Source organism: Nocardioides sp. NPDC087217 (assembly GCF_044744805.1).
Classification (GTDB): domain Bacteria; phylum Actinomycetota; class Actinomycetes; order Propionibacteriales; family Nocardioidaceae; genus Nocardioides.
Genome location: NZ_JBIUZB010000006.1, coordinates 169,731 through 195,031, shown reverse-complemented (window position 1 = coordinate 195,031; position 25,301 = coordinate 169,731). Strand labels below are relative to the sequence as shown.

General features: G+C 69.7%; 31 protein-coding genes. 9 read left to right on the top strand and 22 right to left on the bottom strand.

Annotated features, from left to right (window positions below; translation table 11 throughout):
• Positions 1-13 precede the first annotated feature (13 nt).
• Genes ACIO3S_RS23825 through trpC form a run of 4 tightly spaced genes read right to left on the bottom strand, consistent with a single transcriptional unit; the run spans position 14 to position 3,463 of the window.
• Positions 14-622, bottom strand: coding sequence for an SCO family protein (locus ACIO3S_RS23825; protein WP_400468138.1), 609 nt, complete (start codon positions 620-622; stop codon positions 14-16).
• Entirely contained in the window at positions 619-1,416 is a 798-nt protein-coding gene (trpA, locus tag ACIO3S_RS23820; RefSeq protein WP_400468137.1) for a tryptophan synthase subunit alpha, read from the bottom strand. The genes ACIO3S_RS23825 and trpA overlap by 4 nt, the downstream gene beginning before the upstream one ends.
• Positions 1,413-2,672 (bottom strand): tryptophan synthase subunit beta, encoded by a 1,260-nt coding sequence (gene trpB / locus ACIO3S_RS23815; RefSeq protein ID WP_400468135.1) that lies wholly within the window; start codon positions 2,670-2,672, stop codon positions 1,413-1,415. The genes trpA and trpB overlap by 4 nt, the downstream gene beginning before the upstream one ends.
• Before the next feature lie 8 nt (positions 2,673-2,680).
• Positions 2,681-3,463, bottom strand: a complete 783-nt coding sequence (gene trpC / locus ACIO3S_RS23810; RefSeq protein WP_400468133.1) for an indole-3-glycerol phosphate synthase TrpC — start codon at positions 3,461-3,463, stop codon at positions 2,681-2,683.
• 149 nt (positions 3,464-3,612) lie between these two features.
• On the opposite strand from trpC, the gene ACIO3S_RS23805 reads away from it, so the two are divergent.
• Entirely contained in the window at positions 3,613-3,948 is a 336-nt protein-coding gene (locus ACIO3S_RS23805; RefSeq protein ID WP_400468132.1) for a DUF4190 domain-containing protein, read from the top strand.
• Between the two features lie 80 nt (positions 3,949-4,028).
• Here ACIO3S_RS23805 and ACIO3S_RS23800 read toward each other — a convergent pair whose 3' ends face one another.
• The 3 genes from ACIO3S_RS23800 to hisI form a co-directional block, all read right to left on the bottom strand.
• On the bottom strand, positions 4,029-4,229 hold the full coding sequence (locus tag ACIO3S_RS23800; protein ID WP_160024289.1) for an HGxxPAAW family protein: 201 nt from the start codon (positions 4,227-4,229) through the stop codon (positions 4,029-4,031).
• Positions 4,230-4,303: 74 nt separating this feature from the next.
• Complete coding sequence (locus ACIO3S_RS23795) at positions 4,304-4,855, bottom strand: Trp biosynthesis-associated membrane protein (RefSeq protein ID WP_400468130.1); 552 nt, start codon at positions 4,853-4,855, stop codon at positions 4,304-4,306.
• Entirely contained in the window at positions 4,852-5,205 is a 354-nt protein-coding gene (gene hisI / locus ACIO3S_RS23790; RefSeq protein WP_160024291.1) for a phosphoribosyl-AMP cyclohydrolase, read from the bottom strand. The genes ACIO3S_RS23795 and hisI overlap by 4 nt, the downstream gene beginning before the upstream one ends.
• Positions 5,206-5,378: 173 nt before the next feature.
• On the opposite strand from hisI, the gene ACIO3S_RS23785 reads away from it, so the two are divergent.
• Positions 5,379-5,636, top strand: coding sequence for a CD225/dispanin family protein (locus ACIO3S_RS23785; protein WP_350661348.1), 258 nt, complete (start codon positions 5,379-5,381; stop codon positions 5,634-5,636).
• Positions 5,633-6,049, top strand: coding sequence for a DUF2752 domain-containing protein (locus ACIO3S_RS23780; protein ID WP_400468129.1), 417 nt, complete (start codon positions 5,633-5,635; stop codon positions 6,047-6,049). Before ACIO3S_RS23785 ends, ACIO3S_RS23780 begins: the two co-directional genes overlap by 4 nt.
• Here ACIO3S_RS23780 and ACIO3S_RS23775 read toward each other — a convergent pair whose 3' ends face one another.
• Entirely contained in the window at positions 6,050-7,867 is a 1,818-nt protein-coding gene (locus ACIO3S_RS23775; RefSeq protein WP_400468127.1) for an ABC transporter ATP-binding protein, read from the bottom strand.
• On the bottom strand, positions 7,864-9,648 hold the full coding sequence (locus ACIO3S_RS23770) for an ABC transporter ATP-binding protein (protein ID WP_400468125.1): 1,785 nt from the start codon (positions 9,646-9,648) through the stop codon (positions 7,864-7,866). The genes ACIO3S_RS23775 and ACIO3S_RS23770 overlap by 4 nt, the downstream gene beginning before the upstream one ends.
• A gap of 88 nt (positions 9,649-9,736) precedes the next feature.
• Between ACIO3S_RS23770 and ACIO3S_RS23765 the strand changes: the two genes are divergently transcribed.
• From ACIO3S_RS23765 to ACIO3S_RS23755, 3 genes are all read left to right on the top strand, one after another.
• Complete coding sequence (locus ACIO3S_RS23765; RefSeq protein WP_400468123.1) at positions 9,737-10,360, top strand: TIGR03085 family metal-binding protein; 624 nt, start codon at positions 9,737-9,739, stop codon at positions 10,358-10,360.
• Positions 10,361-10,478: 118 nt separating this feature from the next.
• Positions 10,479-11,234 carry a hypothetical protein gene (locus ACIO3S_RS23760; RefSeq protein ID WP_400468122.1) on the top strand — a complete coding sequence of 252 codons (756 nt, stop codon included), beginning with the start codon at positions 10,479-10,481 and terminating at the stop codon, positions 11,232-11,234.
• A 125-nt stretch (positions 11,235-11,359) separates the two neighbouring features.
• The gene (locus ACIO3S_RS23755) at positions 11,360-12,859 is read left to right on the top strand and encodes a YncE family protein (RefSeq protein WP_400468120.1); all 1,500 of its coding nucleotides are present in this window, start codon (positions 11,360-11,362) and stop codon (positions 12,857-12,859) included.
• Positions 12,860-12,975: 116 nt separating this feature from the next.
• On the opposite strand, the gene hisF is transcribed toward ACIO3S_RS23755, so the two are convergent.
• The 12 genes from hisF to hisD all read right to left on the bottom strand — a co-directional run bounded on the left by hisF (position 12,976) and on the right by hisD (position 21,508).
• Positions 12,976-13,737 carry an imidazole glycerol phosphate synthase subunit HisF gene (gene hisF / locus ACIO3S_RS23750; RefSeq protein ID WP_400468119.1) on the bottom strand — a complete coding sequence of 254 codons (762 nt, stop codon included), beginning with the start codon at positions 13,735-13,737 and terminating at the stop codon, positions 12,976-12,978.
• A complete protein-coding gene (gene priA / locus ACIO3S_RS23745) occupies positions 13,734-14,483 on the bottom strand; it encodes a bifunctional 1-(5-phosphoribosyl)-5-((5-phosphoribosylamino)methylideneamino)imidazole-4-carboxamide isomerase/phosphoribosylanthranilate isomerase PriA (protein ID WP_400468117.1) in 750 nt (249 codons plus the stop codon). The genes hisF and priA overlap by 4 nt, the downstream gene beginning before the upstream one ends.
• Before the next feature lie 157 nt (positions 14,484-14,640).
• Entirely contained in the window at positions 14,641-15,360 is a 720-nt protein-coding gene (locus tag ACIO3S_RS23740) for a VOC family protein (protein WP_400468114.1), read from the bottom strand.
• Positions 15,361-15,424: 64 nt separating this feature from the next.
• Positions 15,425-15,895, bottom strand: a complete 471-nt coding sequence (locus tag ACIO3S_RS23735; protein WP_400468113.1) for an SRPBCC family protein — start codon at positions 15,893-15,895, stop codon at positions 15,425-15,427.
• Between the two features lies 1 nt (position 15,896).
• A complete protein-coding gene (locus ACIO3S_RS23730; protein WP_400468112.1) occupies positions 15,897-16,574 on the bottom strand; it encodes an isochorismatase family protein in 678 nt (225 codons plus the stop codon).
• Positions 16,575-17,084 carry a DinB family protein gene (locus ACIO3S_RS23725; RefSeq protein WP_400468111.1) on the bottom strand — a complete coding sequence of 170 codons (510 nt, stop codon included), beginning with the start codon at positions 17,082-17,084 and terminating at the stop codon, positions 16,575-16,577.
• A complete protein-coding gene (locus ACIO3S_RS23720) occupies positions 17,081-17,512 on the bottom strand; it encodes a DUF1801 domain-containing protein (RefSeq protein ID WP_400468110.1) in 432 nt (143 codons plus the stop codon). The genes ACIO3S_RS23725 and ACIO3S_RS23720 overlap by 4 nt, the downstream gene beginning before the upstream one ends.
• A gap of 9 nt (positions 17,513-17,521) precedes the next feature.
• On the bottom strand, positions 17,522-17,854 hold the full coding sequence (locus ACIO3S_RS23715) for a hypothetical protein (RefSeq protein ID WP_400468109.1): 333 nt from the start codon (positions 17,852-17,854) through the stop codon (positions 17,522-17,524).
• The gene (gene hisH / locus ACIO3S_RS23710) at positions 17,855-18,499 is read right to left on the bottom strand and encodes an imidazole glycerol phosphate synthase subunit HisH (RefSeq protein ID WP_400468108.1); all 645 of its coding nucleotides are present in this window, start codon (positions 18,497-18,499) and stop codon (positions 17,855-17,857) included. It lies immediately after the preceding gene.
• Positions 18,496-19,110: an imidazoleglycerol-phosphate dehydratase HisB gene (hisB, locus tag ACIO3S_RS23705; RefSeq protein ID WP_160024307.1), complete on the bottom strand. Its 615-nt coding sequence runs from the start codon at positions 19,108-19,110 to the stop codon at positions 18,496-18,498. The genes hisH and hisB overlap by 4 nt, the downstream gene beginning before the upstream one ends.
• On the bottom strand, positions 19,107-20,201 hold the full coding sequence (locus tag ACIO3S_RS23700; RefSeq protein WP_400468107.1) for a histidinol-phosphate transaminase: 1,095 nt from the start codon (positions 20,199-20,201) through the stop codon (positions 19,107-19,109). The genes hisB and ACIO3S_RS23700 overlap by 4 nt, the downstream gene beginning before the upstream one ends.
• Positions 20,201-21,508 (bottom strand): histidinol dehydrogenase, encoded by a 1,308-nt coding sequence (gene hisD, locus ACIO3S_RS23695; RefSeq protein ID WP_400468106.1) that lies wholly within the window; start codon positions 21,506-21,508, stop codon positions 20,201-20,203. The genes ACIO3S_RS23700 and hisD overlap by 1 nt, the downstream gene beginning before the upstream one ends.
• Before the next feature lie 139 nt (positions 21,509-21,647).
• Here hisD and ACIO3S_RS23690 point away from each other — a divergent pair, with 139 nt between their 5' ends.
• The 3 genes from ACIO3S_RS23690 (at position 21,648) to ybaK (ending at position 23,653) form a co-directional block, all read left to right on the top strand.
• Positions 21,648-22,403, top strand: a complete 756-nt coding sequence (locus tag ACIO3S_RS23690) for a hypothetical protein (RefSeq protein ID WP_400468105.1) — start codon at positions 21,648-21,650, stop codon at positions 22,401-22,403.
• Between the two features lie 75 nt (positions 22,404-22,478).
• Positions 22,479-23,141: an LON peptidase substrate-binding domain-containing protein gene (locus ACIO3S_RS23685; RefSeq protein ID WP_160024311.1), complete on the top strand. Its 663-nt coding sequence runs from the start codon at positions 22,479-22,481 to the stop codon at positions 23,139-23,141.
• Positions 23,141-23,653, top strand: coding sequence for a Cys-tRNA(Pro) deacylase (ybaK, locus tag ACIO3S_RS23680; protein WP_400468104.1), 513 nt, complete (start codon positions 23,141-23,143; stop codon positions 23,651-23,653). The genes ACIO3S_RS23685 and ybaK overlap by 1 nt, the downstream gene beginning before the upstream one ends.
• 71 nt (positions 23,654-23,724) lie before the next feature.
• Here ybaK and ACIO3S_RS23675 read toward each other — a convergent pair whose 3' ends face one another.
• A complete protein-coding gene (locus ACIO3S_RS23675) occupies positions 23,725-25,245 on the bottom strand; it encodes a hypothetical protein (RefSeq protein WP_400468103.1) in 1,521 nt (506 codons plus the stop codon).
• Positions 25,246-25,301 lie beyond the last annotated feature (56 nt).

Here is a 25,301-nt window from a genome sequence, read left to right as displayed (position 1 = left end):
GGGCCCTTCTTGGCTACTTCTGAGTGAGAAGGCGGTGGATGTCGTCGGCGAACTGCTTGGGAGAGGTGTTCATCGACCACACCACGCTGGCCTGTCCCTGGGAGACGGCCGAGACGTGGGTGTCGTGGACCCCGAGATCGTAGCCCCCACTGGGTAGCCGGTCGGCCTCCCCTATGTAGAGCCGCATCGACTCGGCCAGGGTGACGATGTCCTTCAGGTCGCCGGTGAGGCCGATGAAGTCCTTGTCGTAGCGGTCCAGGTACTTGCGCAGGACCTCCTCGGAGTCGCGTGCGGGGTCGGTGGTCACGAACACCACCTCGACCTTCTCGCGATCCGCGTCGTCGAGGCGGGTCAGTGCCGCGGTCAGGCTCGACATCACCAGCGGGCACTCGTCAGGGCAGCTGGTGTAGCCGTAGAAGACCAGCGTCAGCGGCTTGTCGGCATCGGTGGCCAGCGAGTACGGCTCGCCCTCGGTGTCGGTCAGCGCGGTGTCGGAGAGCCGGTAGGGCGTGTGCTCCTGCCCGGTCATCGCCGAGGCCGGCGCCTGGCCGGTGCCGGGAGCGCCGCAACCGGTGAGGACTCCGATGAGGACGAGCAGGACGGGAAGAGCGAGGAACCTCAACGCGCGCGGACTCCCGCGGCCAGGTCCTCGGTCAGGCTCGCCAGCGCCTTGAGCGCCGCCTGCTCGTCGGAGCGGTTGTCCAGCAGCGTACGCACGAAGGCGGAGCCGACGATGACCCCGTCGGCGTACGCAGCCATCTCGGCCGCCTGGGTGCCGTTGCTGACCCCGAGACCGACGCCGACCGGCAGGTCGGTGGTCTTCTTGGTGCGGGCGACCAGCGGGGCGGCCAGGTCGGAGGTCTTGGCGCGGGCGCCGGTGACGCCCATGACCGCGGTGGCGTAGACGAAGCCTCGGCACTGGGCCGTGGTCATCGCGATCCGCTCGTCGGTGCTGCTCGGCGCGACCAGGAAGACCTTGTCGAGGTCACGGGCGTCGGCGGCCTCGATCCACTCCGGCGCGAAGTCCGGGGTGATGTCAGGCGTGATCAGGCCCGCGCCGCCAGCGTCTTGCAGCTGCTGGGCGAAGCGGTCCACGCCACGGCGCTCGATCGGGTTCCAGCTGGTCATCACCAGGGTCGGCACCCCGGTCGCGGCCACGGCCTCGACGACGCGGAACACGTCGTCGACACGTACGCCGCCGTCGAGGGCCTGCTGCACGGCGTCCTGGATGGTGGGGCCGTCCATGACCGGGTCTGAGTAGGGCAGGCCGATCTCGATGATGTCGCAGCCGGCCTCGACCATCGTGGTCAGCGCCTCGATCGAGCCGTCGACCGTCGGGAAGCCCGCCGGCAGGTAGCCGACCAGGGCGGCGCGGTTCTCGGCCTTCGCCTTCTCGAACGCTACCGACGTACTCACTTTGCTTCTCCCTGCTTGCTGTCCCCGAGCCCGAAGTAGTCGATGGCCGTGCCCATGTCCTTGTCGCCGCGACCGGACAGGTTGATCAGGATCGTGGCGCCCTCGCCGTGGCGCTCCTTGATCTCCGGGGCGATCTTGATGGCGCCGGCGATCGCGTGGGCCGACTCGATCGCCGGGATGATGCCCTCCGAGCGCGACAGCAGTGCGAAGGCGTCCATCGCCTCCTTGTCGGTGATGCTCGTGTAGCTCGCCCGGCCGGACTTGGCGAGCCAGGCGTGCTGCGGCCCGACCCCGGGGTAGTCGAGACCGGCGGAGATCGAGTGGGACTCGATGGTCTGGCCGTCCTCGTCCTGGAGCACGTAGGTGCGGGCGCCGTGGAGCACGCCGGGGTCGTTGGCCTGGATGGTGGCGGCGTGGCGGCCGGTCTCGAACCCGTCTCCCCCGGCCTCGAAGCCGTGGATCTCGACGTCCTCGTCGTCCAGGAACGCGGTGAAGATGCCGATGGCGTTGGAGCCACCGCCGACCGCGGCAACGACGGCGTTCGGGAGGCCGCCGAACTGCTCGAGGGACTGGGCCCGGGCCTCGTCGCCGATGCCGCGCACGATGTCCCTGACCAGCGTCGGGAACGGGTGGGGCCCGGCGGCGGTGCCGAACAGGTAGGCGGTGTGGTCGACGCTGGCGACCCAGTCGCGCAGCGCCTCGTTGATCGCGTCCTTGAGGGTGCCGCTGCCGGAGGGCACCGGTACGACCTCGGCGCCGAGCAGCCGCATCCGGGCCACGTTGAGCGCCTGGCGGTCGGTGTCGACCTTGCCCATGTAGACGGTGCAGTCGAGACCGAAGTAGGCGGCGGCGGTCGCGGAGGCCACCCCGTGCTGGCCGGCGCCGGTCTCGGCGATGACCCGGGTCTTGCCCATCCGCTTGGTCAGCAGCGCCTGGCCGAGCACGTTGCGGATCTTGTGGGCGCCGGTGTGGTTGAGGTCCTCACGCTTGAGGAGGACGCGTACGCCGAGCTGCTCGGAGAGCCGGGTCGCGTGGTAGAGCGGGCTCGGCAGGTTGGCGTAGTCGCGCAGGATCGCGTCGAACTCGGCCACGAACGCCGGGTCGGCCTTCGCCTTCTGCCAGGCGTCGTCGAGCTCGATGAGCGCCTTCATCAGCGCCTCGGGCATGAAGCGGCCGCCAAATCCCTCGGCCTCGCCACCGAACCAGCCGAACTCGTCGGCGTCGTAGCTCGTCGTCTCGTGGATGTGAGTTGTCATGGCTGGTCCTAGCCTTGGATTCCGGTGAACTCGGCGACCGTGCCTTGCGGGTCGCCATGCTTGACCAGCGCCTCGCCGACCAGGACCGCGCGGGCCCCTTCGGAGACGTGGCGCTTGACGTCGGTGGTGGTGAAGATGCCCGACTCGGCGACCTTCACCCGGTCCTCGGGGATGAGCGGCGCGAGCCGGCCGAAGACGTCCTGGTCGATCTCCAGGGTCTTCAGGTTGCGGGCGTTGACGCCGATCAGCTCGGCGCCGAGGTCGACCGCCCGGGCGACCTCGGCCTCGTCGTGGGTCTCGACCAGCACGGTCAGCCCCAGCTCGCGCGCCTGGTCGTAGAGGCTGCGCAGCGTGTCGTCGTCCAGCGCGGCCACGATCAGCAGCGCGAGGTCGGCTCCGGCTGCCCGGGCCTCCAGCAGCTGGTAGGGCTCGACGATGAAGTCCTTGCGCAGGATCGGGGTGTCGACGGCCGCGCGGACCGCGCGCAGGTCGGCGAGGGACCCGCCGAAGCGGCGTTCCTCGGTGAGCACCGAGATCGCGGCGGCACCGCCGGCGGCGTACTTCTGGGCCAGCTCGGCCGGGTCCGGGATGTCGGCCAGGGCGCCCTTGGAGGGGCTCTTCCGCTTCACCTCGGCGATCACGCTGCTGCCCGCCGCACGGAAGTGCGGCATCGGGTCGCGGGGCGCGTCGACGTCAGCCAGCCGGGCCCGCAGATCCGCCTCGGACACCGTCGCCTGGCGCTGCGCCAGGTCCAGACGTACGCCGTCGATGATCTTTTCGAGCACCGACATGTTTAAACCTCTCGTTTCCGGGTATGACCCACGTGCAAAGCCTCTCACCCGAACCGTGACACGCCCGATTTGGCGCCACAGTGCGGGCGGGAAACGTTAAGTTTCTTCCATCTCTACCCAACTCGCCTGACTTTGGAGGTCAGACACACATGAGCTACGGAACTCCTCCGCCGCCGCCCCCGTACGGTTCGCCGGCACCCGGGCAGCCCGGTCAGCCTGCGGGCAACAACAAGAAGGCGATCTGGGCACTTGTCCTCGGCATCCTCGGCTGCATCTGCTGCGGAATCTTCACCGGTATCCCGGCGATCATCCTCGGCAAGATGGCCCAGAACGAGATCGACGCCTCCGGTGGCGCGCAGGGCGGGCGTGGCATGGCCACCGCCGGCTTCATCCTCGGCATCGTCGCCATCGTTCTGTTCGTCATCGGGCTCATCCTGAACCTGTCCGGTGCTCTCGACTTCAGCGGCACCACCACCACGTACTGAGCGCAGTCCATGTGAGCTCGGCTCTTTGAAATCAGCGAGGCCCCCGGCGGATCCGCCGGGGGCCTCGCTGTTTCACAGGCTCAGTGTGACTCGACGTTGAAGCCGAGCTTGGAGAGCACGATGAAGAGCAGGCCGCCCGCGACGGTGACGGCGACGCCGACCCAGAAGACGAGCCAGCTGATCGGGTCGAGCATCATGGCGACGCTTCCGATGAGGAAGCCGAGGAGGCCGACCGCGACTGCGATCCAAGCTGCCGGGGTGTTGCCGTGGCTGGCGGACATGCGATGACTCCTCTACGAGTTCTCTTGCTGAAGCGAAGCCCGAAGCGATCCAGGTGGGCTTGGCTGCAGTGTATTCATTGATCCCCGGTTGTCGGGTCCCGACCCTCGTCCAACGACTTCCAGACATCGATCGTGGACTGCTCCTCCAACGGCTTCTGCTCCGGTTTGGCGGCGGCCGGGGCGTCGTACCTGCGGCCCATCTCGGGCCACGAGGGAGCCAGGCGTACGGCCGCGACGGCCCCCGCGACGGTCGCGACCGCGCCGAGGAGCGCGAGGTAGGGCCAGGGGGTGGTGGTGTGCTCGGTCTCGCCCCAGACCACCTCGGAGTCGATCGCCCGGCCGAGCGCGTCGATCCCGGCGTGGCCGAAGAAGGTGACGATCACGCCGATCCCGGCCAGGCCGGCGAGGGCGGCCACCAGGCGGCGTACGAGACCTCGGGTGACCAGGACCACGCCCCAGGCCGCGAGGGCGACCAGGGCCAGGCCGGTGGTGGCCGGGGAGTCGTTGAGATCGGCCGGCATCTGGGCCGGGGCGGTCACCTTCACCCACTCGTTGGAGCCCGCCCAGGCGGCCAGGGCTGCGCCGGCGAGTCCGGCGGTGACGGTGGGGCCGAAGGCGCCCTTCATGAGATCAGGCCGGCGTCGAAGCAGGTGTGGTCGCCGGTGTGGCAGGCGGGGCCCTCCTGGTCGACCTTGAGCAGGATCGTGTCTCCGTCGCAGTCCAGGCGCACCTCCTTGACGTACTGCCGGTGGCCGGAGGTCTCCCCCTTGACCCAGTACTCCTGCCGGCTGCGGGACCAGTAGGTCGCCCGGCCCGTCGCGAGCGTGCGCGCCAGGGCCTCGTCGTCCATGTAGCCGAGCATCAGCACCTCGCCGGTGTCATGCTGCTGTGCCACCGCGGGCACCAGCCCGTCGGGGTTGCGCTTGAGGCGGTCGGCGATGGCGGGGTCCAGTCCCTCGCTCGTGGGTCCAGTCACGACTCCAGTATCCCGCTGGGCAACAGTACGGACACAACCGGCATGTCGCGGCCGTTATCGGGCGCCCCTGAAGCGCCGGGCTGCCAGACTCTCCCGGTCATCTGGGCCGGTCTCGGTACGGCCCTGTCAGCCGACTCTACGAGTCGACTATTCAAACTGGAGAACACCGCACCATGGCTAACCCCACCCCGCAGCCGGCACCGGCGAAGCAGACCGACACCAGCGCCCTCGTGATCGGCATCCTGGTCACGCTCTTCTGCTGCCTGCCCTTCGGCATCGTCTCGATCGTCAAGGCCGTCCAGGGTGACGCCGAGGGCGCCAAGAAGTGGGGCATCATCGGTGCCATCACCGGCGTCGTCGTGATCGTCCTCTACATCATCGCCTCGGTCGTCCTCGGCGTCGGCATGGCCGCCCAGTCGGGGACCATGTGACCACACCCTCACGGGTGCGCGCGGGGCTCGTCCCACTGGCCGTCGTGGCCGGCGGGGCGGGCCTCGCGGCCGTCTTCGCGACCTCTCCCGGGCTCGTCGCCTATGTTCCCCCGTGCCCGATCCACGCTCTCACCGGTATCGACTGCCCCGGCTGCGGGATGACGCGCGGCACGATGTCGCTGCTGTCGGGTGACCTATCCGGCGCGATCGGCCACAACGCGCTGATGTTCCTGATCGGGCTGCCGCTGCTCGCGCTGCTCTGGTTCTTCTGGCTCCGCGGCCGCGTCGGCGGCCCTCCCGCGCCCGGCTGGGCCCGGTCGCGCACCGCGGTCTACACCTGGCTGGCGCTGACCGTCGCCTTCACGGTCTTCCGCAACCTCCCCTGGGCTCCGTTCACCGTGCTGGCGGCCTGATCAGCTGCCCTGCTGGGCGACCCACGAGGCGTGCAGGCGGGCGTATGTCGAGCCGGCCTGCGCCACCAGGTCGCTGTGCGGCCCGCGCTGGGCGAGATGTCCGGCATCGACGACGATCACCTCGTCGGCCGCCTCGGCGGTGGAGAGCCGGTGGGCGATGGTGACCGACGTACGACCGCTCATCAGGCGCTCCAGGGCTCGGTTGATCCGCGTCTCCAGCCGCGGGTCGACCGCGGAGGTGGCCTCGTCGAGGACGAGCAGGTCGGGATCGGCCAGCTGAGCGCGTAGGAGTGCCACGAGCTGGCGCTCGCCGGCCGAGAGCGACTCGCCGCGCTGCCCGACCCTTGTGCGGACGCCGGCGGGGAGACCGGCCAGCCAGTCCCCCAGGCCGAGGATCCGGGCGGCCTCCTCGATCTCCTCGTCGGTCGCGTCGAGCCGCCCGTAACGGACGTTCTCGGCCAGGGTGGAGTCGAAGAGGAAGCCCTCCTGCGGGACGAGCACGACGCTGGTGCGCAGCGAGGCGTTGCCGATCTCGCGTACGTCGACGCCGTCGAGCCGGACCCGGCCGTCGGTCACGTCCATCACCCGGGTGAGCAGCTTCGCGATCGTCGACTTCCCCGACCCGGTCTCACCGACCACGGCGACGCGGCTGCCGGGCGCGATCTCGAAGGAGATGTCGTGCAGCACCGGACGTCCGCCGGGGTAGGCGAAGGTGACCGCGTCGAACTCGATCGAGAGCGGGCCACGGGGCAGGGCGGTCCCGGCCGGGCCCGGGTCGACGAGGTCGGCGGGGGTGTCCAGGATGCCGATCGTGCGCCGCCAGGAGGCGATCGCGTTCTGCGCGTCGGTGAGGATCTGGGTGCCCATCTGCACCGGGCCCACGAACAGCGTCACCAGGAATGCGAAGGCCAGGATCTCGCCGACGGTCAGCGCGCCGCCGGTGCCCTGGTAGGCGAGCGCCAGCAGCACGCCGCCGACGATCACACCGGCGTTGGCGAGGCCGCCGGAGAGGCCACCGAGGCTGAAGAAGATCGAGGTGTAGGCCTGCGCCTTGATCTGGGCGGCGCTGGTGGCATCGATCTCGCGGTCGATGCGCTCCTGGGTGCGGTCCTCGACGGCGTACGCCTTCACCACGGCCGCGCCGACGACCGGCTCGGAGACCGCGGAGAGCATCTTGGCGACCTGGCGGCGGGAGAGGGTGTAGGCCGCGGACAGCTTGCGCTGGAAGAACCGCAGGCTCAGGAAGAGCGGGCCGAAGCAGAGCCACACCAGGATCGCGAGCTGCCAGGAGTAGATCACCATCACGACGGTGGCGATCAGCATCTGCCCGATGCTGACGATGAAGAGCAGACCGCCGAAGACAATGAACTGGCTGACCTGGTCGACGTCGCTGGTCACCCGCGAGACCAGCGCCCCGCGGTGCTCGGTCGACTGGGTGAGCATCGGCAGGTCGTGGACGTGCCGGAAGGCCTTGGTACGCAGCGTCGCCAGGCCCCGCTCGGCGGCGGTGAAGAGCCGGCTGGTCATCTTGAACGACGCCCAGCCGGTGACCGCGATGGCGACCACCGCGACGAGGCCGGCGCGCAGGACGTAGCCGAGGTCGGGGCCGTCCGGACCGCTCAGGCCGTTGTCGAGGGTCTGCTGGACGACGACAGGTACGACGACCTGCCCGATGCTCGCGACCACGGCCAGCGCGAAGGTGCCGCGGATGCCCTCGACCAGCTCCGGGGAGTGCTTGATGCCGCGGCGGATGGTCTCGATCGCGCCGAGCTCCTCGCCGCTGCCGACCCGGGTCTCGGGCTCGAGGGTCGCGGTCATTGGATGGTCTCCGGGGTCTCGTAGGCGTTGACCAGGCGGGCGTACGACTCGTCGCGGGCGAGCAGCTCGGTGTGGGTGCCGCGGTCGCGGATGCGGCCGTCCTCGAGGTGCACGACCTCGTCGGCGAGCGCGATCGTGGCCTTGCGGTAGGCGACCACGACCAGGCTGGTGTCGCCTGCCCCGTCCCGCAAGGCGGCGAGGATGCGCTGCTCGACCTCGGGGTCGACCGCCGAGGTGGCGTCGTCGAGGATCAGGAGTCGTGGGCGACGTACGAGCGCCCGGGCCAGGGCGAGGCGCTGGCGCTGCCCGCCGGAGAGGCTCGCCCCGCGCTCGCCGAGGGTGGTGTCGAGGCCGTTCGGAAGCGCGGTGACGAAGCCGTCGGCCTGGGCGGCCTTGAGCGCGGACCAGACCTCGTCGTCGGTGAGGTCGGCGCCGAGGGTGACGTTGCCGCGTACGGAGTCGTCGAAGACGAAGGCCGTCTGCGGCACCAGCGCCGCGACCCGGGCCCACTCCCCCGCGCCCAGGTCGCGCAGGTCGGTGCCGTCCAGGGTGATCCGGCCCGCCTCGGGGTCGACCAGCCGCGCGAGCAGCATGGTCAGGGTGCTCTTGCCTGCGGCCGTCTCCCCGACGATCGCGACCGTACGCCCCGGCTCGACCTCGAAGTCGACCCCGTCGAGGAGCCTCGGGCCGTCGGCGTACGCGTAGGAGATGCCGTCGACCCGGACGCGGGCGCCGGTCGGCTCTCGGCTGGTCCTCGCGGTGCCGTAGGCCAGGCGTCCGGTCGCTTCCAGCACCCGCTGGACCCGCCGGTAGCCGACCACGCTGCGCGGGAACTCACCCAGCAGCCAGCCGAAGGAGCGGATCGGGAAGGCGACGATGGTGAGCAGGAAGCCGATCTGGACGACGTCACCGGGTGCCGCGGCACCGCTGGAGACGCGGCCGACGCCGACGGCCAGGACGGCGAGGACCCCGACGTTGGGCAGCGCGGCCAGGATCGGGTCGAAGGCGGCGCGGAGCCGGCCGGCGTGGATGTTGACGTCGCGCAGCTCCTGGGCCTTGTCCTGGAAGCGGGTGGTCTCCTCCGCCTCGCGGCCCAGCGTCTTGACCACGAGGGCGCCGTCGAAGGACTCGTGGGCGATCCCGGAGAGCTCCGCGCGCAGCTGCTGGGCGCGGGTCATCAGAGGCGAGGAGAAGCGCTGGAAGACCAGGTTGGCGACGACGACCGCCGGGAACACGAGGATCGCGACCGAGGCCAGGACGACGTCGGTCCAGAACATCTGCCCGATCGCGATCACCATCATCGCGACCGTCCCGACCGCCATCGGCAGCGGCGCGATCGGCGCCCAGGACGCCTCGACGTCGGAGTTGGCGTTGGAGAGCAGCTCGCCAGTCGGGTGCCGGTGGTGCCAGGCGAGCGGAAGCGCGAGGTACTGGCGGGTCACCGCGCGACGCGAATGGGCCTGCATGCGGTACTGCATCACCCCGGCGCCCAGCCGCCGCGCGACCACCCCGACGGCCCGCAGGATCGCGACACCGACGAAGAGTCCGACCACGGCCCACAGCCAGCCGGCACCGATCTCGCCGTCGCGCAGCGCCGGCACGAGCACATGGTCGGTGGACCAGCCCAGCACCCAGGCGTCGGCGACGGTCAGCGCACCGAAGAGCGCGGAGCCGAGGGTCGAGAGTGTGAAGACGGCCCACTCGCGCCGGATAGCGACTCCGAGAACCTTGAACCCGTCGGTCGTCGTGGCCCGCTGGGGTATTTGTTCCTCGTCGCTCATCTCGAGGTAAAGCCTAGGTCAGCACCGTGACTGCGACGAATTTTTTTGAGACCGCCCAGCGCTGGAGTGGCTCGATAAGGTGCAGGCCGTGGCTTCCTTCGCGCGCTCCGAGCGCATCGCCCTGTGCGACACCGCCGTCTCCCTCGGACCGACGGCCCCCACGCTCTGCGAAGGCTGGGACGTCAAGGACCTGCTGGTGCACCTGCTCGTCCGCGAACGCCGCCCGTGGGCATCGGCGGGCATGTTCCTGTCACCGCTCGCGCCGGTGCTCCGGAAGGCGGAGGCTGCGTACGCCGCTCAGCCGCTCGAGTCTCTCGCGGCCCGCCTCCGCGACCCGAAGGGCACGCCGTTCGCTCTCGGTCCCGTCGACAGGGCCGTCAACACCGTCGAGTTCTTCGTCCACCACGAGGACCTCCGCCGCGCCCAGCCGGGCTGGGAGCCACGTACGCTCCCCGCCGCTGCCGAGCGAGACCTCTGGCGCACCCTGAAGCTGCTCGGCAAGGGTCTGGTCCGTTCCGCTCAGACCCCGCTCGTGGTGAGCAACGGCACCGAGACCGCCACCCTCCGCGCCGGCGACGAACCCGTCACCATCACCGGCCCGGTCGGCGAGCTCATGCTCTTCTGCTTCGGGCGTCACGAGGTGCGGGGCCTGGCGTTCGACGGTCCGGCGGAGCGGATCACGCAGTTGGAGAACGCCAGCCTCGGGTTCTGAATACGCCAGGGCAAGACCGTTCGAGCTATCCCCACAAGCCCGAACGGACTATGGCTCGGCGCCCGCAGATCTGGTTGCGTTGACTGTCCTCTGTCGGGACCTCAGGCGAGAAGAGCCCATGCGTCAGCACACCAATCCGCTCCATGTCACTGCCGTGGCCGGAACAGCCATGTTCGTCCTGACGGCCTGCGGATCGGCGGGGACGAGCGACGGGTCAGCCGAGTCACCGACGCCGGCGGAGTTCATGGACCGGATCGTCGCTGCAAGCCTCGAAGAAGGCAGTGTCCACGTCGTCATGGACATGGGCGCCGCGGGCGGCTTGGAGGCCGACATGGTCCTCGGAGACGACGACGCGGACATGGCCCTGGACATGACGGCTGATCTCGAGGGCGATGAGACGAAGATCGTGCTGGTCGAGGAGAAGTGGTACATCCACAGTGCCGACCTCGGCGATCAGTGGATCATCAGTGACCCCGACGACCCCAACGACCCGTTCGGCGAAGCGATCTCGGAGATGGGCTCGATGAACCCGGCGGCCCACGTCGAGGACATCAAGCCCGCGGTCACTGACGTGGAGAAGATCGGCGAGGAGAAGCTCGAGGGCGTCGACACCACCCATTACGAGGTGACTGTTGACCCGGAGAAGGTTCCCGAGGACGCCGGCTTCGACACTGAGATCCTCGAGAAGGTCGGCCTCGAAGACGGCCTGGTCTTCGACTACTGGCTCGACGCAGATGACCTGATGCAGAAGGTGAGCTTCGATATCGCCGGTCAGAGCGTCGAGACGATCATGACGGGCTGGGGCGAGACGTACGAGATCGAGGCGCCGAAGAACGCAGTGACCTTCGCCGAGCTGATGCAGGCGCCAGCCTGATCCGCATCGGCGTACGCCTTCTTCGGATCCGTCCGCGCGACGACCCGTTCCCGCGGACGCCCGTAACCTCCCGGCGGTCCGAGACGTTGTGTCTCAGATAACCGAATCCCCCAGGAGGTCCCACGATGCGTCGTGCGGCAGCAGTCACCGTCGCCATGCTCTTCGTCTTCTCACTCACCGCAGCAGCTCCGGCAATGAGCGCGAGTGCGACTCCAGAGCTGCGGGACGTGATGGTCGTGGGAAACAACTGGGACGGGACGGCTTCGATCGTCGATGCCCGCAGCTTCGAGGTGCTGCGCAAGGACATCGACCTGGTGCCGGACAAGGACGAGGAGATCGCTGCGATCCACCAGGATCCCGAACGGCTGGCCATGTACTACCTGGTCCGCTACGGCCCCGGCGAAGGCAACGACCAGCTCGTGGACGACATGTTCACGACCCGGGACGGCAAGCTGCTGGCGGTCTCGCGCCCCAGCCTCGCCGACGTGGTCTGGATCGACATCGAGAAGGCGCTCGCGGGCTCGCCGGACTCCGTCGTGATCGAGCAGCAGATGGACGGTCACCGCACCGACCACATGGGCCTCTCCCCCGACGGCACCAAGCTGCTCGTCTCGGACTCGACCTCGCGCTCGGTGCACGAGTACTGGATGGGCGGCGCGGGCGACCCGCGGACGGGTGAGCGGCTGCGTACGTTCGAGTCCGGCGAGACGCCCCACGAGAACAACTACTCCAAGGATGGCTCGCGCATCTTCCACGCCTCCATCGGCCGCGTCTACCTGCCCGGCGACCAGAAGGAGATCTCCCTCGACTCGCTGCCGCTGATCAACCTCGACCAGCTCGGCCTCGGCACCATCCCCGGCACCGACCTGCTCCCGCCGATCAAGATCGGCCCGATCCACGACGCGATCAAGGGCGACCGCTGGTTCGAGATCGTCGACGAGTCCACCTTCCAGGTCTCCCAGCGTTGGGAGATGGGCAAGGAGCTGGAGGAGGCCGGCTACCCCTCGATCTCCTCAGCCGTACGTCCCATGGCGGTCGCCCCCGGTGAGCGGTTCATCTACTTCCAGATGTCGTTCCTGCACGGCCTGGTCGAGTTCGACACCCAGGCAGCCGACATCGACGGGAAGGTCGGCTACTCCACCGGTTCCATCGAGGAGCCCCGCACGGGCGCCGTCACCCGAGTCATCCAGCTCCCCAAGCGCACTCAGCTGCCGCGCGAGCTCTACGTCAACGACTCCGCCCATCACGGCCTCTCGATCGACTCCAAGGGCGAGACCCTGTGTGCGGCGGGGACGATGGACGACTACGTCGCGATGGTCGACCGCTCGACGGGCGAGCACACCATCCTCGACGAGGAGACCACCGGCCACTACTACGGAAAGCCCTACTGGACCACCGAAGGCCTCGGCAACACCTGCTGGGCATCGCTGTCCGACGCCGACGCGGTAGCCGTCATCGACTTCCGCACCGGCAAGGAGCTCGCCTACCTCGACGTCGGCAACCACCCCCAGCGTGTACGCCACGGGCAGATCCCGAGCGGCGCTGCTGAGCTAGCCGGGCGCCGGGCTCGCCTGTCCGGCGATGAGCTGTGCGGTAGCGGCGCGGGCGACCCGGGTGTGCGATAGTGCCGCGGGCCATCTGACGGATGGGAAGCAGAATCCCGCCATGGCGCGATTCTGCCGGGCAGACCGCCCGGCGGGCGCAGCACTTTCCCGCCATGGCGGGAAAGTGCGCGCGGGCGTCAGCGAACAGGCGTGCCGGCGCCGGAGAGCGCCTGCTTAACCTCGCCGATCCGCACCTTGCCGAAGTGGAAGATCGTCGCCGCGAGCACCGCGTCCGCGCCGGCATCCACCGCGGGCGGGAAGTGCTCCGCCTTGCCGGCGCCACCGGAGGCGATGACCGGGACGGTCACCTCGCTGCGTACGGCCTTGATCAGGTCGATGTCGAAGCCGTCCTCGGTGCCGTCGGCGTCCATCGCGTTGAGCAGGATCTCGCCGGCGCCGAGCTCGACGGCCTTCGCGGCCCACTCGATGGCGTCGATCCCGGCAGACTTGCGGCCACCATGCGTCGTGACCTCGAAGCCGGAGTCGGTCGCCGGCGCCCGCCGAGCGTCGACGGACAGCACGAGCACCTGGTTGCCGAACCGGTCGGCGATCTCGGCGATCAGCTCGGGACGGTCGATGGCCGCGGTGTTGACCGCGATCTTGTCCGCACCGGCACGAAGCATCCGGTCCACGTCGGCGACGCTGCGGATGCCGCCGCCGACCGTGAGCGGGATGAAGACCTGCTCAGCGGTGCGGGTGACGATCTCGAGCGTCGTCGCACGTCCCTCGTGGGAGGCGGAGATGTCGAGGAAGGTGAGCTCGTCGGCACCTTCCTTGTCGTACGTCGCAGCCAGCTCCACCGGGTCCCCGGCGTCGCGCAGCTCCTTGAAGTTGATCCCCTTGACGACGCGACCCGCGTCGACATCGAGACAGGGGATGACGCGTACCGCAAGGCTCATGACTGATCCCCACGCGGCCGGCCGAGAGTGAGATCGAGCGCATCGGCCAGATCCAGGGAACCGGTGTACAGCGCCGTGCCGGCGATCGCACCCTCCACGCCGATCTCGACCAGACCCATGAGCGCCTCGATGTCGTCGATGGTGGTCACTCCCCCGCTCGCCACGACCGGACGGTCGGTGGCATCGCAGACCGCGCGCAGCAGGTCGAGGTTGGGGCCCTGAAGCATGCCGTCCTTGTTGACGTCGGTGACGACGTAGCGCGCGCAGCCCTCGGAGTCGAGGCGGGTGAGCGTCTCGTAGAGGTCGCCGCCGTCCTTGGTCCAGCCGCGAGCCGCGAGGGTGCGGCCGCGTACGTCCAGACCCACCGCGACCCGGTCGCCGTAGGTCGCGATCGCCTGCCGGGTCCACTCCGGGTTTTCCAGCGCGGCCGTGCCGATGTTGACGCGGCGGCAGCCGGTCGCCATCGCCGCCTCGAGCGACTCGTCGTCGCGGATCCCGCCGCTCATCTCGACCTTGATGTCGAGCTTGCCGACGATCCCGGCGAGGATCTCGCGGTTGTTGCCGTGGCCGAACGCGGCGTCGAGGTCGACCAGATGGATCCACTCGGCCCCGGTCTCCTGCCACCTCAGGGCAGCCTCATAGGGATCGCCGAACCGCTTCTCCGACCCGTCCACGCCCTGGACCAGCTGCACCGCCTGCCCGCCCTTCACATCGACGGCCGGCAGGAGCTCAAGGTAGTCACCCATGGGGACGATCCTATGTTCTGTACGCGGCCACCCGTGCCCCGCCGTCCTGCTGCGAGACGGTTCCTCCGTCAAGGTATGCACGCCGAGGGACACATCCCGCGCGGAACTCCGCACGGGAAGCGAGCTCCCGGCTGCATACCTTGACGGAGGAACAGGCTCAGCGGGGCGCCAGCACCTCGAACTCGTAGCCGTCCGGGTCCCTCATCGTGGCCCATCGCCCGCCACCGTGGGTCTCGGCGATCAGCCTGGCGCCGAGCCCGACGAGGCGGCGGATCTCGTCGGCAGGACCGGTGTCCTCGGGCGCGATCAGGTCGAAGCGGAACCGGTCCCGCGGCCCACGCGGCACGGGCGGCGGCCCGCCCCAGGCGACCTTGGCGCTGCCCGACGGGGTCGCGACCGCGGTCTCGCCGTCCTGGTCCCAGACCAGCGGCCAGCCGAGTGCCGTACTCCAGAAGATCCCGTTCTCCCGCGACCCGTCGGCCGCGACTTCGCCGAGAAAGCCCGTCGCCTCCAGCCACCGGTTGCCGGCCGGGATCACGCACAGCTCGTTGCCCTCCGGGTCGCCGAGCACGATGTGGTCCTCGTCCGGCTGCTGACCCACATCGAGATGGGACGCGCCGAGTCCGATCAGCCGGTCGACGGTCCGCTGCTGGTCATCGGGCAGGCTGCTGGTCAGATGGAGATGGTGCGGGTTCGCCAGCGTCTTCGGCGCGTCCGTGGGCAGGAACCGGATCCGAAGATCGTCCTCCGCGCGTGGCAGCAGCCGGATCTCGTCGCCACTCGTCTCGGTCTCCCGGCCCAGCACCGCTGCCCAGAATCCCGCGATCCTCTCCGGGTCGTTGGCATCGATGCAGATCCCGAAGCGCCGAGGTGTCATGACCGGCAACGTAGGCCGCCCCGGGAGACGTACGCAATCGGGTTTCGGAGCCGCGCCGACCGAATCAGTCCGTGCTTGCCGGGCGTGCGGCCACGGTCGCCAGCTTGGCCAGCCCCTTCTCCATGTCAGGCGCGATCGCCTTCTCCATCGAGTAGAACTTGGTCATCAGCCCCATCACACCGCTCACCGAGCCGGTGTGGGTCCACGTCAGCTGTGTGCCGCCGGCCACGGTGGCGAGGTCGAAGCTCACCGTGCTCCGGCTCTTGAAGGGCTTCTGGAACTCCAGCGCGACCTCGATGTGCTCGGGCCTCGACTCGGTGATCTCCATCGCCCCGGCCCCGGCACGCTTGTTGCCCGACCAGGCATAACGCGCGCCGACACCGGACTCGGCACCCGAGTAGGTGCGCGACATGTCCGGGTCGAGCTCCTCCCACGGCGACCACGACGGCCACTGGTGGAAGTCGTCGAGCAGCGCGTGCACGCGCCCGATGTCGCCGGGAAGGACCGCGGACCTGGAGACCTCGTAGTCGGTCATGTCACGACAGTACGCCTGCGGCGACGAGTTCGAGAACGTCATCGGTGCTGCGTACGTCGCCGAAGGTGCGATAGATGGTCGTCAGCGTCGCGTTGTGGGACTCGTCGTCACGACCCGCCGTGGCGTCGGCGACCAGGATCGTGCGATATCCCAGCGTTGCCGCATCGCGGGCCGTACCGGCGACGCAGACCTCGGTGAGCGTGCCGGTGACGACGACGGTCTCGATGCCACGCTCCCGGAGCTGGTCGTCCAGCGTCGAACTGCCGGGGAAGAGCGCGCTGGTCGCGGTCTTCTCGACGAGGATGTCGCCCTCGCGCGCCTCCAGCCCCGGTCCGAGCCGACCCTCGATCGGCCCGGTCCCGCCGCTGCGCCGGAACACTTCGGCCACCTTCTCCCCGCGGAACTCCTGCGCCCAGGCCGTCGGTCCGGGGTCGCCCGGCACGATCCACGCGACCACGCCTCCGGCCCCGCGGAGGGCATCCGCCAGTAGACACACGTTCGGGGTGATCGCGAAGCACGTCGCATTCCCCTCGTAGAAGAACGGCACGAGGTCGACGACGAGCAGCGCGGTCCTGGCCGGGTCGAGGCTCTGGTACGCATGGCGCCTGCCGCGGCGAGCCTCCTGGCGCGCGTACTCGCGCTCGGGTATCGCCCAGCTGTGCACCTGCGGCGACCGCACTCAGGCGCTCTCGCGGTTGACGCCGACAGAGCCGTCGATGGTCTCGCGGAGGATGTCGGCGTGGCCGGCGTGACGGGTGGCGTCGCAGAGGCGGGCGGCCATGATGTTGAAGAGCATGACGTCCTCGTCCCACCACGGTACGTAGCCGGGCGCGTCGATCGGGAGTGACTCGATGGTGGCGTCCACGTGCGCCCACACGCGGCGAGAGAGGTCGAGGACGTCGTCCCGGGTCTCGTTCTCCGCCGCCCGGTGAGTGGCGTCCCACCATCCGGCGGTGTCCCACGGCGGGAGGTCGAGCGGCGGCGTACGGCCGAAGACCTCGCCGAAGTAGCGGGCGTCCGAGAGGGCGTTGTGCTTGACCAGGCCGAGCAGATTGGTGCCTGTCGGCGTCATCGGACGGCGGACGTCATGTTCGGAGAGCCCCTCGAGCTTCCACACCAGCGCCTCCCGGACGCCACGGAGCTTGTCGTGCAGATGAGCCTTCGCGAAGTCGTCGATCACGACGCTCATCCCTCCGCGGCGCGCTTGCCGTAGATGCCGCTGGTGAGGGTGGCGTACGAGCGTCGGACGATCTCCTCGAGAACACTCAGATCGACCGCTGCGACGTCCTTGAGATAGAGGCAGCCGACGCCGTGGGTGTGGGGGCCGAGGTGGGCGAGGAGGTCTTCGTGGGCCGAGATGCCGTCGTTCAGGTAGACGACCGAGGCGGCCTTGCGGGGCGAGAAGCTCGCGGCCGGGGCGTCGCCCTCGGTGCCGGAGGCGTACTCGTAGTGGTACTCGCCGAAACCCACGATCGCGGACCCGAACATCCGAGGCTTCACCCCGGTGGCGCGCCGCATCAGCTCCAGCAGCGTGGCGGCGTCCCGACGACGACCCGGAGGCTCGACGGCCTCGATGAAACCCTCCGGGTCGGCGTCGGTCCAGGTCGTCGTGGCCATCCGGCCACTCTAGCGGCGGAACAGCATCGTGTAGGCCACGGGTGCGACCAGCACCGACGCGACGGCCGCGAAGGCGGTCGTGCCGACGTCCTCGGTGACGAGGTAGACGAGCGCGTTGAGGAGGAGCAGGACGACGATCAGGATCCGTACGTTGCGCCGCCGGCGCTCCGCGAGCGCACTGGTCGGCCGGGACCGGCGAGCCGGAACCCACCCGGTCAGACGCTCCCGACGGGCTCGGCGTTCCGCCGACCTGGCCGCCCGGGCGGCACGCTCCTCGGCGGCCTTGGCAGCCTGCCGCTCGCGCTCGGCACGGGCCTTCGCGCGGGCTCCGGTCTGGGCCACCTACGCCGCCTTCAAGGAGGACACCCAGTTGCGCAGGACCGCGGCGCCGGCATCGCCCGACTTCTCCGGGTGGAACTGGGTGGCGCTGAGCGGGCCGTTCTCGACGGCGGCCACGAACCGGTCGCCACCGTGCTCGGCCCAGGTGACCAGCGGCGCGACGGTGCGGTCGTTGGTGACCAGGGTCCAGTCGCGTACGCCGTAGGAGTGCACGAAGTAGAACCGCTCCTTCTCGACCCCGGCGAACAGCGAGGTCCCCGAGGGGGCGTCCACGGTGTTCCAGCCCATGTGGGGCACGATCGGCGCCTGGAGACGCTCGACGACGCCGGGCCACTCGCCGCAGCCCTCGGTCTCGACGCCGTGCTCGATGCCGGTCTCGAAGAGGATCTGCATGCCGACGCAGATCCCCATGACCGGGCGGCCGCCGGCGAGACGCCGGGCGATGATCCGTTCGCCGCGGATCGCGCGCAGGCCCTTCATGCAGGCCTCGAAAGCACCCACACCGGGCACCAGCAGACCGTCGGCCGCCATCGCGGCGTCGAGGTCACCGGTCAGTTCGACCCGAGCGCCGGCGCGCTCGACGGCGCGGACGGCGGAGCGTACGTTTCCGGAGCCGTAGTCGAGCACCACGACCGACGGCAAACTCATAGGGCACCCTTCGTCGACGGGATCCCGGTCTCGCGCGGGTCGTAGGCGATCGCGTCACGGAACGCCCGTGCGAACGCCTTGAACTGCGTCTCCACGATGTGGTGCGGCTCGCGCCCGGCGAGCACGTTGACGTGCATCGTCAGGTGGGCGTGGTGGGCGATCGAGTCGAAGATGTGCTGGGTCAGCGAGCCGAGGTAGGGCACACCCGAGCCGCCGAGCAGCACGTACTGCTGGCCCTCCGGCTCGCCGGTGTGGACCGAGTAGGGCCGGCCGGAGACGTCCACGACGCAGCGTACGAGCGCCTCGTCGAGCGGGACGGTCGCGTCGCCGTAGCGGCGGATGCCCTTCTTGTCACCGAGCGCCTGGCGCAGCGCCTGGCCGAGGACGATCGCGGTGTCCTCGACGGTGTGGTGGGCGTCGATGTGCACGTCGCCCTCGGAGTGCACGGTCAGGTCGACGAGAGAGTGCCGTCCGAAGGCGGTCAGCATGTGGTCGTAGAAGCCGACCCCGGTCGAGACGTCGACCCGCCCGGTGCCGTCGAGGTCGACCTCGACGACGACCTTCGACTCCGAGGTCTCCCGCTCGATGCGGGCAGTCCTTGCCGAACTCATGCGCGTGCTCCGTTCACATCGGTCAAAGCTTGCTTGAAAGCGGTCATCTCGTCGGGCGTCCCGACCGAGACCCGCAGCCATCCGTCGGGTCCGGTCTCGCGGATCAGCACTCCGCGGTCGAGCAGCCCCTGCCAGACCGCGTGCCGGTCGGCGTAGCGCCCGAAGAGGACGAAGTTGGCGTCCGAGTCGGCCACCTCGAGCCCCTGGTCACGCAGCCATTCCACCAGCGAGTCCCGCTCCTCACGAAGCGAGGCCACGTAGCCCAGCAGCTCCGGCGCGTGCCGCAGGGCCGCGCTCGCTGCCGCCTGGGTCACCGCGGAGAGATGGTAAGGCAGGCGTACGACGCGGATCGCGTCACAGATCGCCGGGTCGGCCGCCAGGTAGCCGAGCCGCAGCCCCGCCCCGGCGAACGCCTTCGACATCGTGCGGGTGACCACCAGGTTGCGGTGCTCGGAGAGGAGCTCGAGCGCCGAGGGCACCCCGGTCCGCCGGAACTCGCCGTAGGCCTCGTCGACCACGACGATGCCGCTGTCTCCGACCGCCTCGCACAGCACGGTGACCGCCTCCGGCGGCAGCGCGGTGCCGGTGGGGTTGTTGGGGCTCGGCAGCAGTACGACATGGGGCCGGGTCTCCTCGACCAGCGCCCGTGCCTTCTCCAGATCGATCGCGAAGTCGCTCTCCCGGTGTCCGACGACCCACTCGGTGTTGGTGTCGCGGGCGTACTCCGGATACATCGAGTAGGTCGGCGCGAAGCTGATCGCGGTGCGCCCCGGACCTCCGAAGGCCTGCAGCAGCTGCAGCATCACCTCGTTGGACCCGTTGGCCGCCCACACCTGCTCAGGCGTGATCTGCGCCTCCACGTCGGAGGAGAGGTACGCAGCGAGCCCCTCCCGCAGCGCGACGAACTCGCGGTCCGGGTAGCGGTTGAGCGTGCGCGCCGCCTCGCCGACGCTGGCCGCGATGTCGGCGACCGTCTCGGCGGATGGCTGGTAGGGGTTCTCGTTGACGTTGAGCTGGACCGGGACGTCCAGCTGCGGAGCGCCGTAGGGCTCGATCCCGGCGAGCTCGACACGGATCGGCGGCCAGCTCATCACGAGAACCTCACCGACACCGCCGCGCCGTGACCCGGCAGGTCCTCGGCCTCTGCGAGCGTGACGACGTGGTCCTTGACCGCGGCCAGCCCCTCGCGGGAGTAGTCGACGACGTGGATCGACTTGGTGAAGGCCCGTACCGAGAGTCCCGATGAGTGGCAGGCGCAGCCGCCGGTGGGCAGCACGTGGTTGGACCCGGCGCAGTAGTCGCCCAGCGACACCGGAGCGTAGGAGCCGACGAAGATCGCGCCGGCGTTGCGGATCCGGCCGGCGACCCGGGCGGCATCGGCGGTGTGGATCTCGAGGTGCTCGGCGGCGTACGCGTTCACGACGTCGACGCCCTGGTCGATGTCGTCGACGAGCACGATGCCCGACTGAGCGCCGGTCAGCGACGTACGGATCCTCTCGACGTGCTTGGTCGCGGCGACCTGCTTGTCGAGCTCTGCCTCGACGTCGGCGGCAAGCGTCTCGGAGTCGGTGACCAGCACCGATGCGGCCAGCGGGTCGTGCTCGGCCTGGGAGATCAGGTCGGCGGCGACGTACGCGGCCTCGGCGGTCTCGTCGGCGAGGATCGCGATCTCGGTCGGGCCCGCCTCGGAGTCGATCCCGACCTGCCCCTTGAGCAGGCGCTTCGCGGTGACGACGTAGATGTTGCCGGGACCGGTGACCATGTCGACGCGCTCGCACGGCTCGACCCCGTAGGCGAACATCGCGATCGCCTGGGCACCGCCCACGGCGTAGACCTCATCGACGCCCAGCAGCGCGCACGCGGCCAGGATGGTGGGCTGCGGTAGCCCCCCGAACTCCTTCTGCGGCGGCGAGGCCAGCGCGATCGAAGGCACCCCGGCGACCTGCGCCGGAACGACGTTCATCAGGACCGAGGAGACCAGCGGAGCCAGACCACCGGGCACATAGAGCCCCACGCGCCCCACCGGCACCTTGCGGTGCGTCACCCGGGCGCCGGGCGCCAGGTCGGTGACCGCGTCCTTCTCGAGCTCGGCGGCACAGGTCGTACGCAGCCGGGCGATCGACTCCTCGAGCCCGGCCCGGATCGCCGGGTCGAGCTCGTCGAGCGCCTTGGTCAGCGCCGCGGCCGGCACCCGGATGTCGTCGACGCGCACGCCGTCGAACTTCTCGGAGAACTCGGCGATCGCCTCCTGGCCACGTACCCGGACGGCGTCGATGATCGGCTGCACCGCATGAGTGGCCGCCTCGATGTCGAACTCGGCACGCGGAACGGCGGCGCGGTAGTCGATGGTCGAAGCGGCGCCTCTGTCGGCACCCCTCAGGTCGATGCGGCGGATCATGCCTCAAGTCTACGAGTGGGCGGCCTCCGGAACCGATCTGCCGACGCCACGTGGACGCGGCGCGACACGCGGTGGAGAGACGCATACGGCGCCCCGATCCGGGTACTCGGGAAATCTGACCCACCAAAGGAGGATCGTCATGGCACTGACACGACCGTTCCACCGACAACACCAGCAAGCAGACGAGAACCAGCCCGGCGTCGACGAGAACCACGCCTCGACCCGCGACTACCAACCCGGTGGTCCGGCGGTCGTCGGCCACGACGACCGCGTCGAGCGTCCGCACAGCGCCGAGGGCGAGGCCGGCCACCTGCGCGCGGGAGACGCCGTCGAGCACCACCGCCACGCCGAGGAGGGCCGACGTGCCGCCCTCCACGACACCTACGGAGGCATGAACTGGGGCGCCTGCTTCTTCGGCTGGCTGGTAGCAGTCGGAGTCACCGTCCTTCTCGGAGCAATCATCAGCGCCGTCGCCTCGGCGATCGGCACCAACCAGAACTGGACCCAGACCGACCTGCAGGAGATGTCCGGTTCGGTCGGTATCGCAGCGGCCATCACGCTCGCCGTGGTGATGTTCGTCGGCTACTACGCCGGCGGGTACGTCGCCGCCCGGATGTCCCGCTTCGACGCCCGCCGACAGGGCCTGGGCGTGTGGATCGTGGCGATCGTGGCGATGATCATCGCGGCCGTCGCCGGGACGCTGTTCGGCGCCAACTACGACATCATGCGGCAGGTCGACCTGCCCAGCGTGGGGCTGAGCACCGACCAGCTCAGCTGGGGCGCCGTGATCACCGGCATCGCCCTCGTGGCCGTGATGCTCGTCGGGGCCGTCCTCGGCGCTGCCGGCGGCCAGCGCTACCACACCAAGATCGACCGGGCGGTCTACGACGACTGACGGCTCGGGTCGACAGCGAACAGAACACGGGGGTTCGCGGGCGCACGCGCCCGCGGCCCCCATAGGTTGGTTTCCGTGACCGACCGACTACCGATGTTTCCGCTCAACGCGGTCTTGTTTCCGGGCGTGACGTTGCCTCTGCGCGTCTTCGAGGACCGCTACCGCGCGATGGTGCACCACCTGCTCCGCCAGGAAGAGGAGGACCGCCACTTCGGCTCGGTCGCGATCCGCGAGGGCTACGAGGTCGGCGAGACCGGCGCCCAGTCGCTCTACCGTGTCGGGGTGAAGCTGCTGATCACCGAGGTGGAGCGGCACGAGGACGGTTCCTTCGACCTCGAGGTGCTCGCGGTCGACCGGATCCGGATGGACAGCCTGGTCAGCTCGGGCGACTTCCCGGTCGCCGACGTGGAGGACCTCCCCGAGGACCACGTCGCGGTCCCGAGCACGATCGTCGACACCGCACGAGCCACCTTCACCGCCTACCGGGCCGCACTGTTGGAGTTCCGCGACGACCCGTTCTCCGGCGCGCTCCCGAAGGACCCGGAGTTTCTCTCCTGGACCATCTCGGCAACCACTCCCCTGCCCATGCCCGACCGGCAGGCACTCCTGGAGGCACCCGATGCCGGCGTACGCCTCGGCATGGCCACCGACCTGCTCCGGTCCGAGCTCAAGGCGATGAACGTCATCCCCTCGCTGCCCGCGACCGAGGTCGCCCGCACGAAGTGGTCCCCCAACTGATGCCGAAGAAACAGACCGGGAAACAGGCCGGGAAGCGGGCCGGCGGAGGCACCCCTGCGACCGTGGCCCTCACCCAGGCCGGCATCGACTACACGCTGCACCCCTACGAGCACGATCCACGCGCCGAGTCCTACGGCCTGGAGGCAGCCGAGGCCCTCGGCGTCGAGCCGAAGCAGGTCTTCAAGACGCTGATGGCCTCCCTGGACGGAAAGCTCGTCGTCGGCATCGTCCCCGTCACCGGACAGCTCGACCTCAAGGCGCTCGCCCGCGCGCTGGGTGGCTCGAAGGCGCAGATGGCCGAGGTCACCGCGGCCGAGCGAGCGACCGGCTACGTCGCGGGCGGGATCTCACCCGTCGGCCAGAAGCGTCCCCACCCGACCGTCCTGGACGAGTCCGCGACGACGTACGACTCGATCTATGTCTCCGGCGGCCGCCGCGGCCTGGACATCGAGCTCTCCCCGGCCGACCTGATCAAGATCACCGAAGCCACCACGGCCCCCATCGCCAGATGACCCCGCCGAGTCGGCTCGTCATGACGAGCCGACTCGGCGATGGGTTAGTTCGCGCCGAGTCGTTCGGCGGGTCAGTCGACGGTGATGCGAGCCAGGGCTCGCGAGGTGTCGCCGTCCAGGTAGGCGCTGAAGCCGAGCTGGCCGAGCGCCTCGATGTCGTCGGCGACCTCGGGAGCCTCAGCCGTCACCAGCTCGTCGAGACCGTCGAAGTCGACATAGACCAGCCCGGAGGAGTCCTCGGCGTTGGGGACCGCGTTCTTGAACTTGTCGGTCTCTGCCAGGCCACCGTCGGCAAGCAGGTCCTTGCTGTAGTCCCCGGTTCCGACGGAGGTCACCTCGCCCTCGCTGTCGACGCTGACGATGCCCTCGGCACCGAAGCCCGCGGTGAGGTCGCCGACGAACTTCTCGACGTCGGCAGGGTCGGCACCGTCGAGCTTGATCCCGACGTCCAGCGAGTCCGGAGCGCTCAGGTCGATCTCGCCGGCGGCGATCGCGAAGCTGTCACCGAGAAGCTTCTCGAGGTCGCCGGGCGCCATCCCGAGCATCTGCGTGAACTGGTCCTCGGCGCCGCTCTCGGCCAGGCCGGTCGTGAGCCAGCCGTCGGCCGGGTTGGCCGCGATCACCGCGGTGGTGTCCTTCGGCAGCGTGCCGGCGATGGTGCCGGCCTCCATGGACTCGGCCTGCGCGCCCATCGACGAGGCGGCCTCGAGCTCGAAGGCATTCTCCTCGGCACGTACGGTGAAGGCGGCGCCGCCGAAGTCCTTCATCGCCGACCGAATCGTGTCGGCCAGGGCAGCCGGGTCGGGCAGCGGCGCGATCCCACCCATCGGGTTCTCGGCGAGCTCACCCTCGGCCTCGTCGAACGCGCCGTTCTCGGCCGCCTCGGCGATGGCGTCCGGCAGCTCCTTGGCAGCGTACGCCGTGATGAACCCGGTGCCGCCGACGTCACCGGTCCACTTCTCGAAGCCGGCGTCCTCGGCCAGCGTGCCGGCCTCCACCGCCTTCTCGATCGCGGCGAGGTCGTCGTCGGTCTCCGCGACGAGCGCCCACCCGTCGCCGACCGACCAGGCCGCCTCCGAGCCGCCGCACTCGACGAGCTTGGGGAGGCCGGCCTCGGCATCTGACTCGTCGGTGACCTGAAGTGCGAACGCGACCACCGGCTCCGCGTCCGTCGGGACTGCGCCGACCGCGGCCTTGTAGCCGATCCACGGCTCGACGTCCTTGGCGAAGTCGAGGTCGTCGCAGGCGTTGGTGAACAGCGCCTCGCGCGGGTCCTCGCCCTTCTCGAGGCCGAGCTCCTTCTCGAGCGAAGGCAGCTTGCGCAGCGTCGGCAGGGCGTTCTTGGCCTCGGTCAGGTCGATCTCGGCGTATGCCACGGTCGAGGCGGGGAACGCCTCTGCCGGGGAGCCACCGGCGTTGCTCAGTGCGACGGCGGTGAGGGTGCCGGCGGTCGCCACCGCAGCGACGCCGAAGACGGCTGCCGCTCCGATGATCAGCGGCTTTCTGCTCTTTCCGGCAGGATCTCCGCCGAGATCGAGGATCTCTGTCGCCTCCGGTCCGGACGGGTTCTGACCGGGCGTGTTCTCTGACATCAGTGACTTTCAGGTTCTGTCGGTCAGCATTGTGCCAACCGTCCAACCTGTTGAAT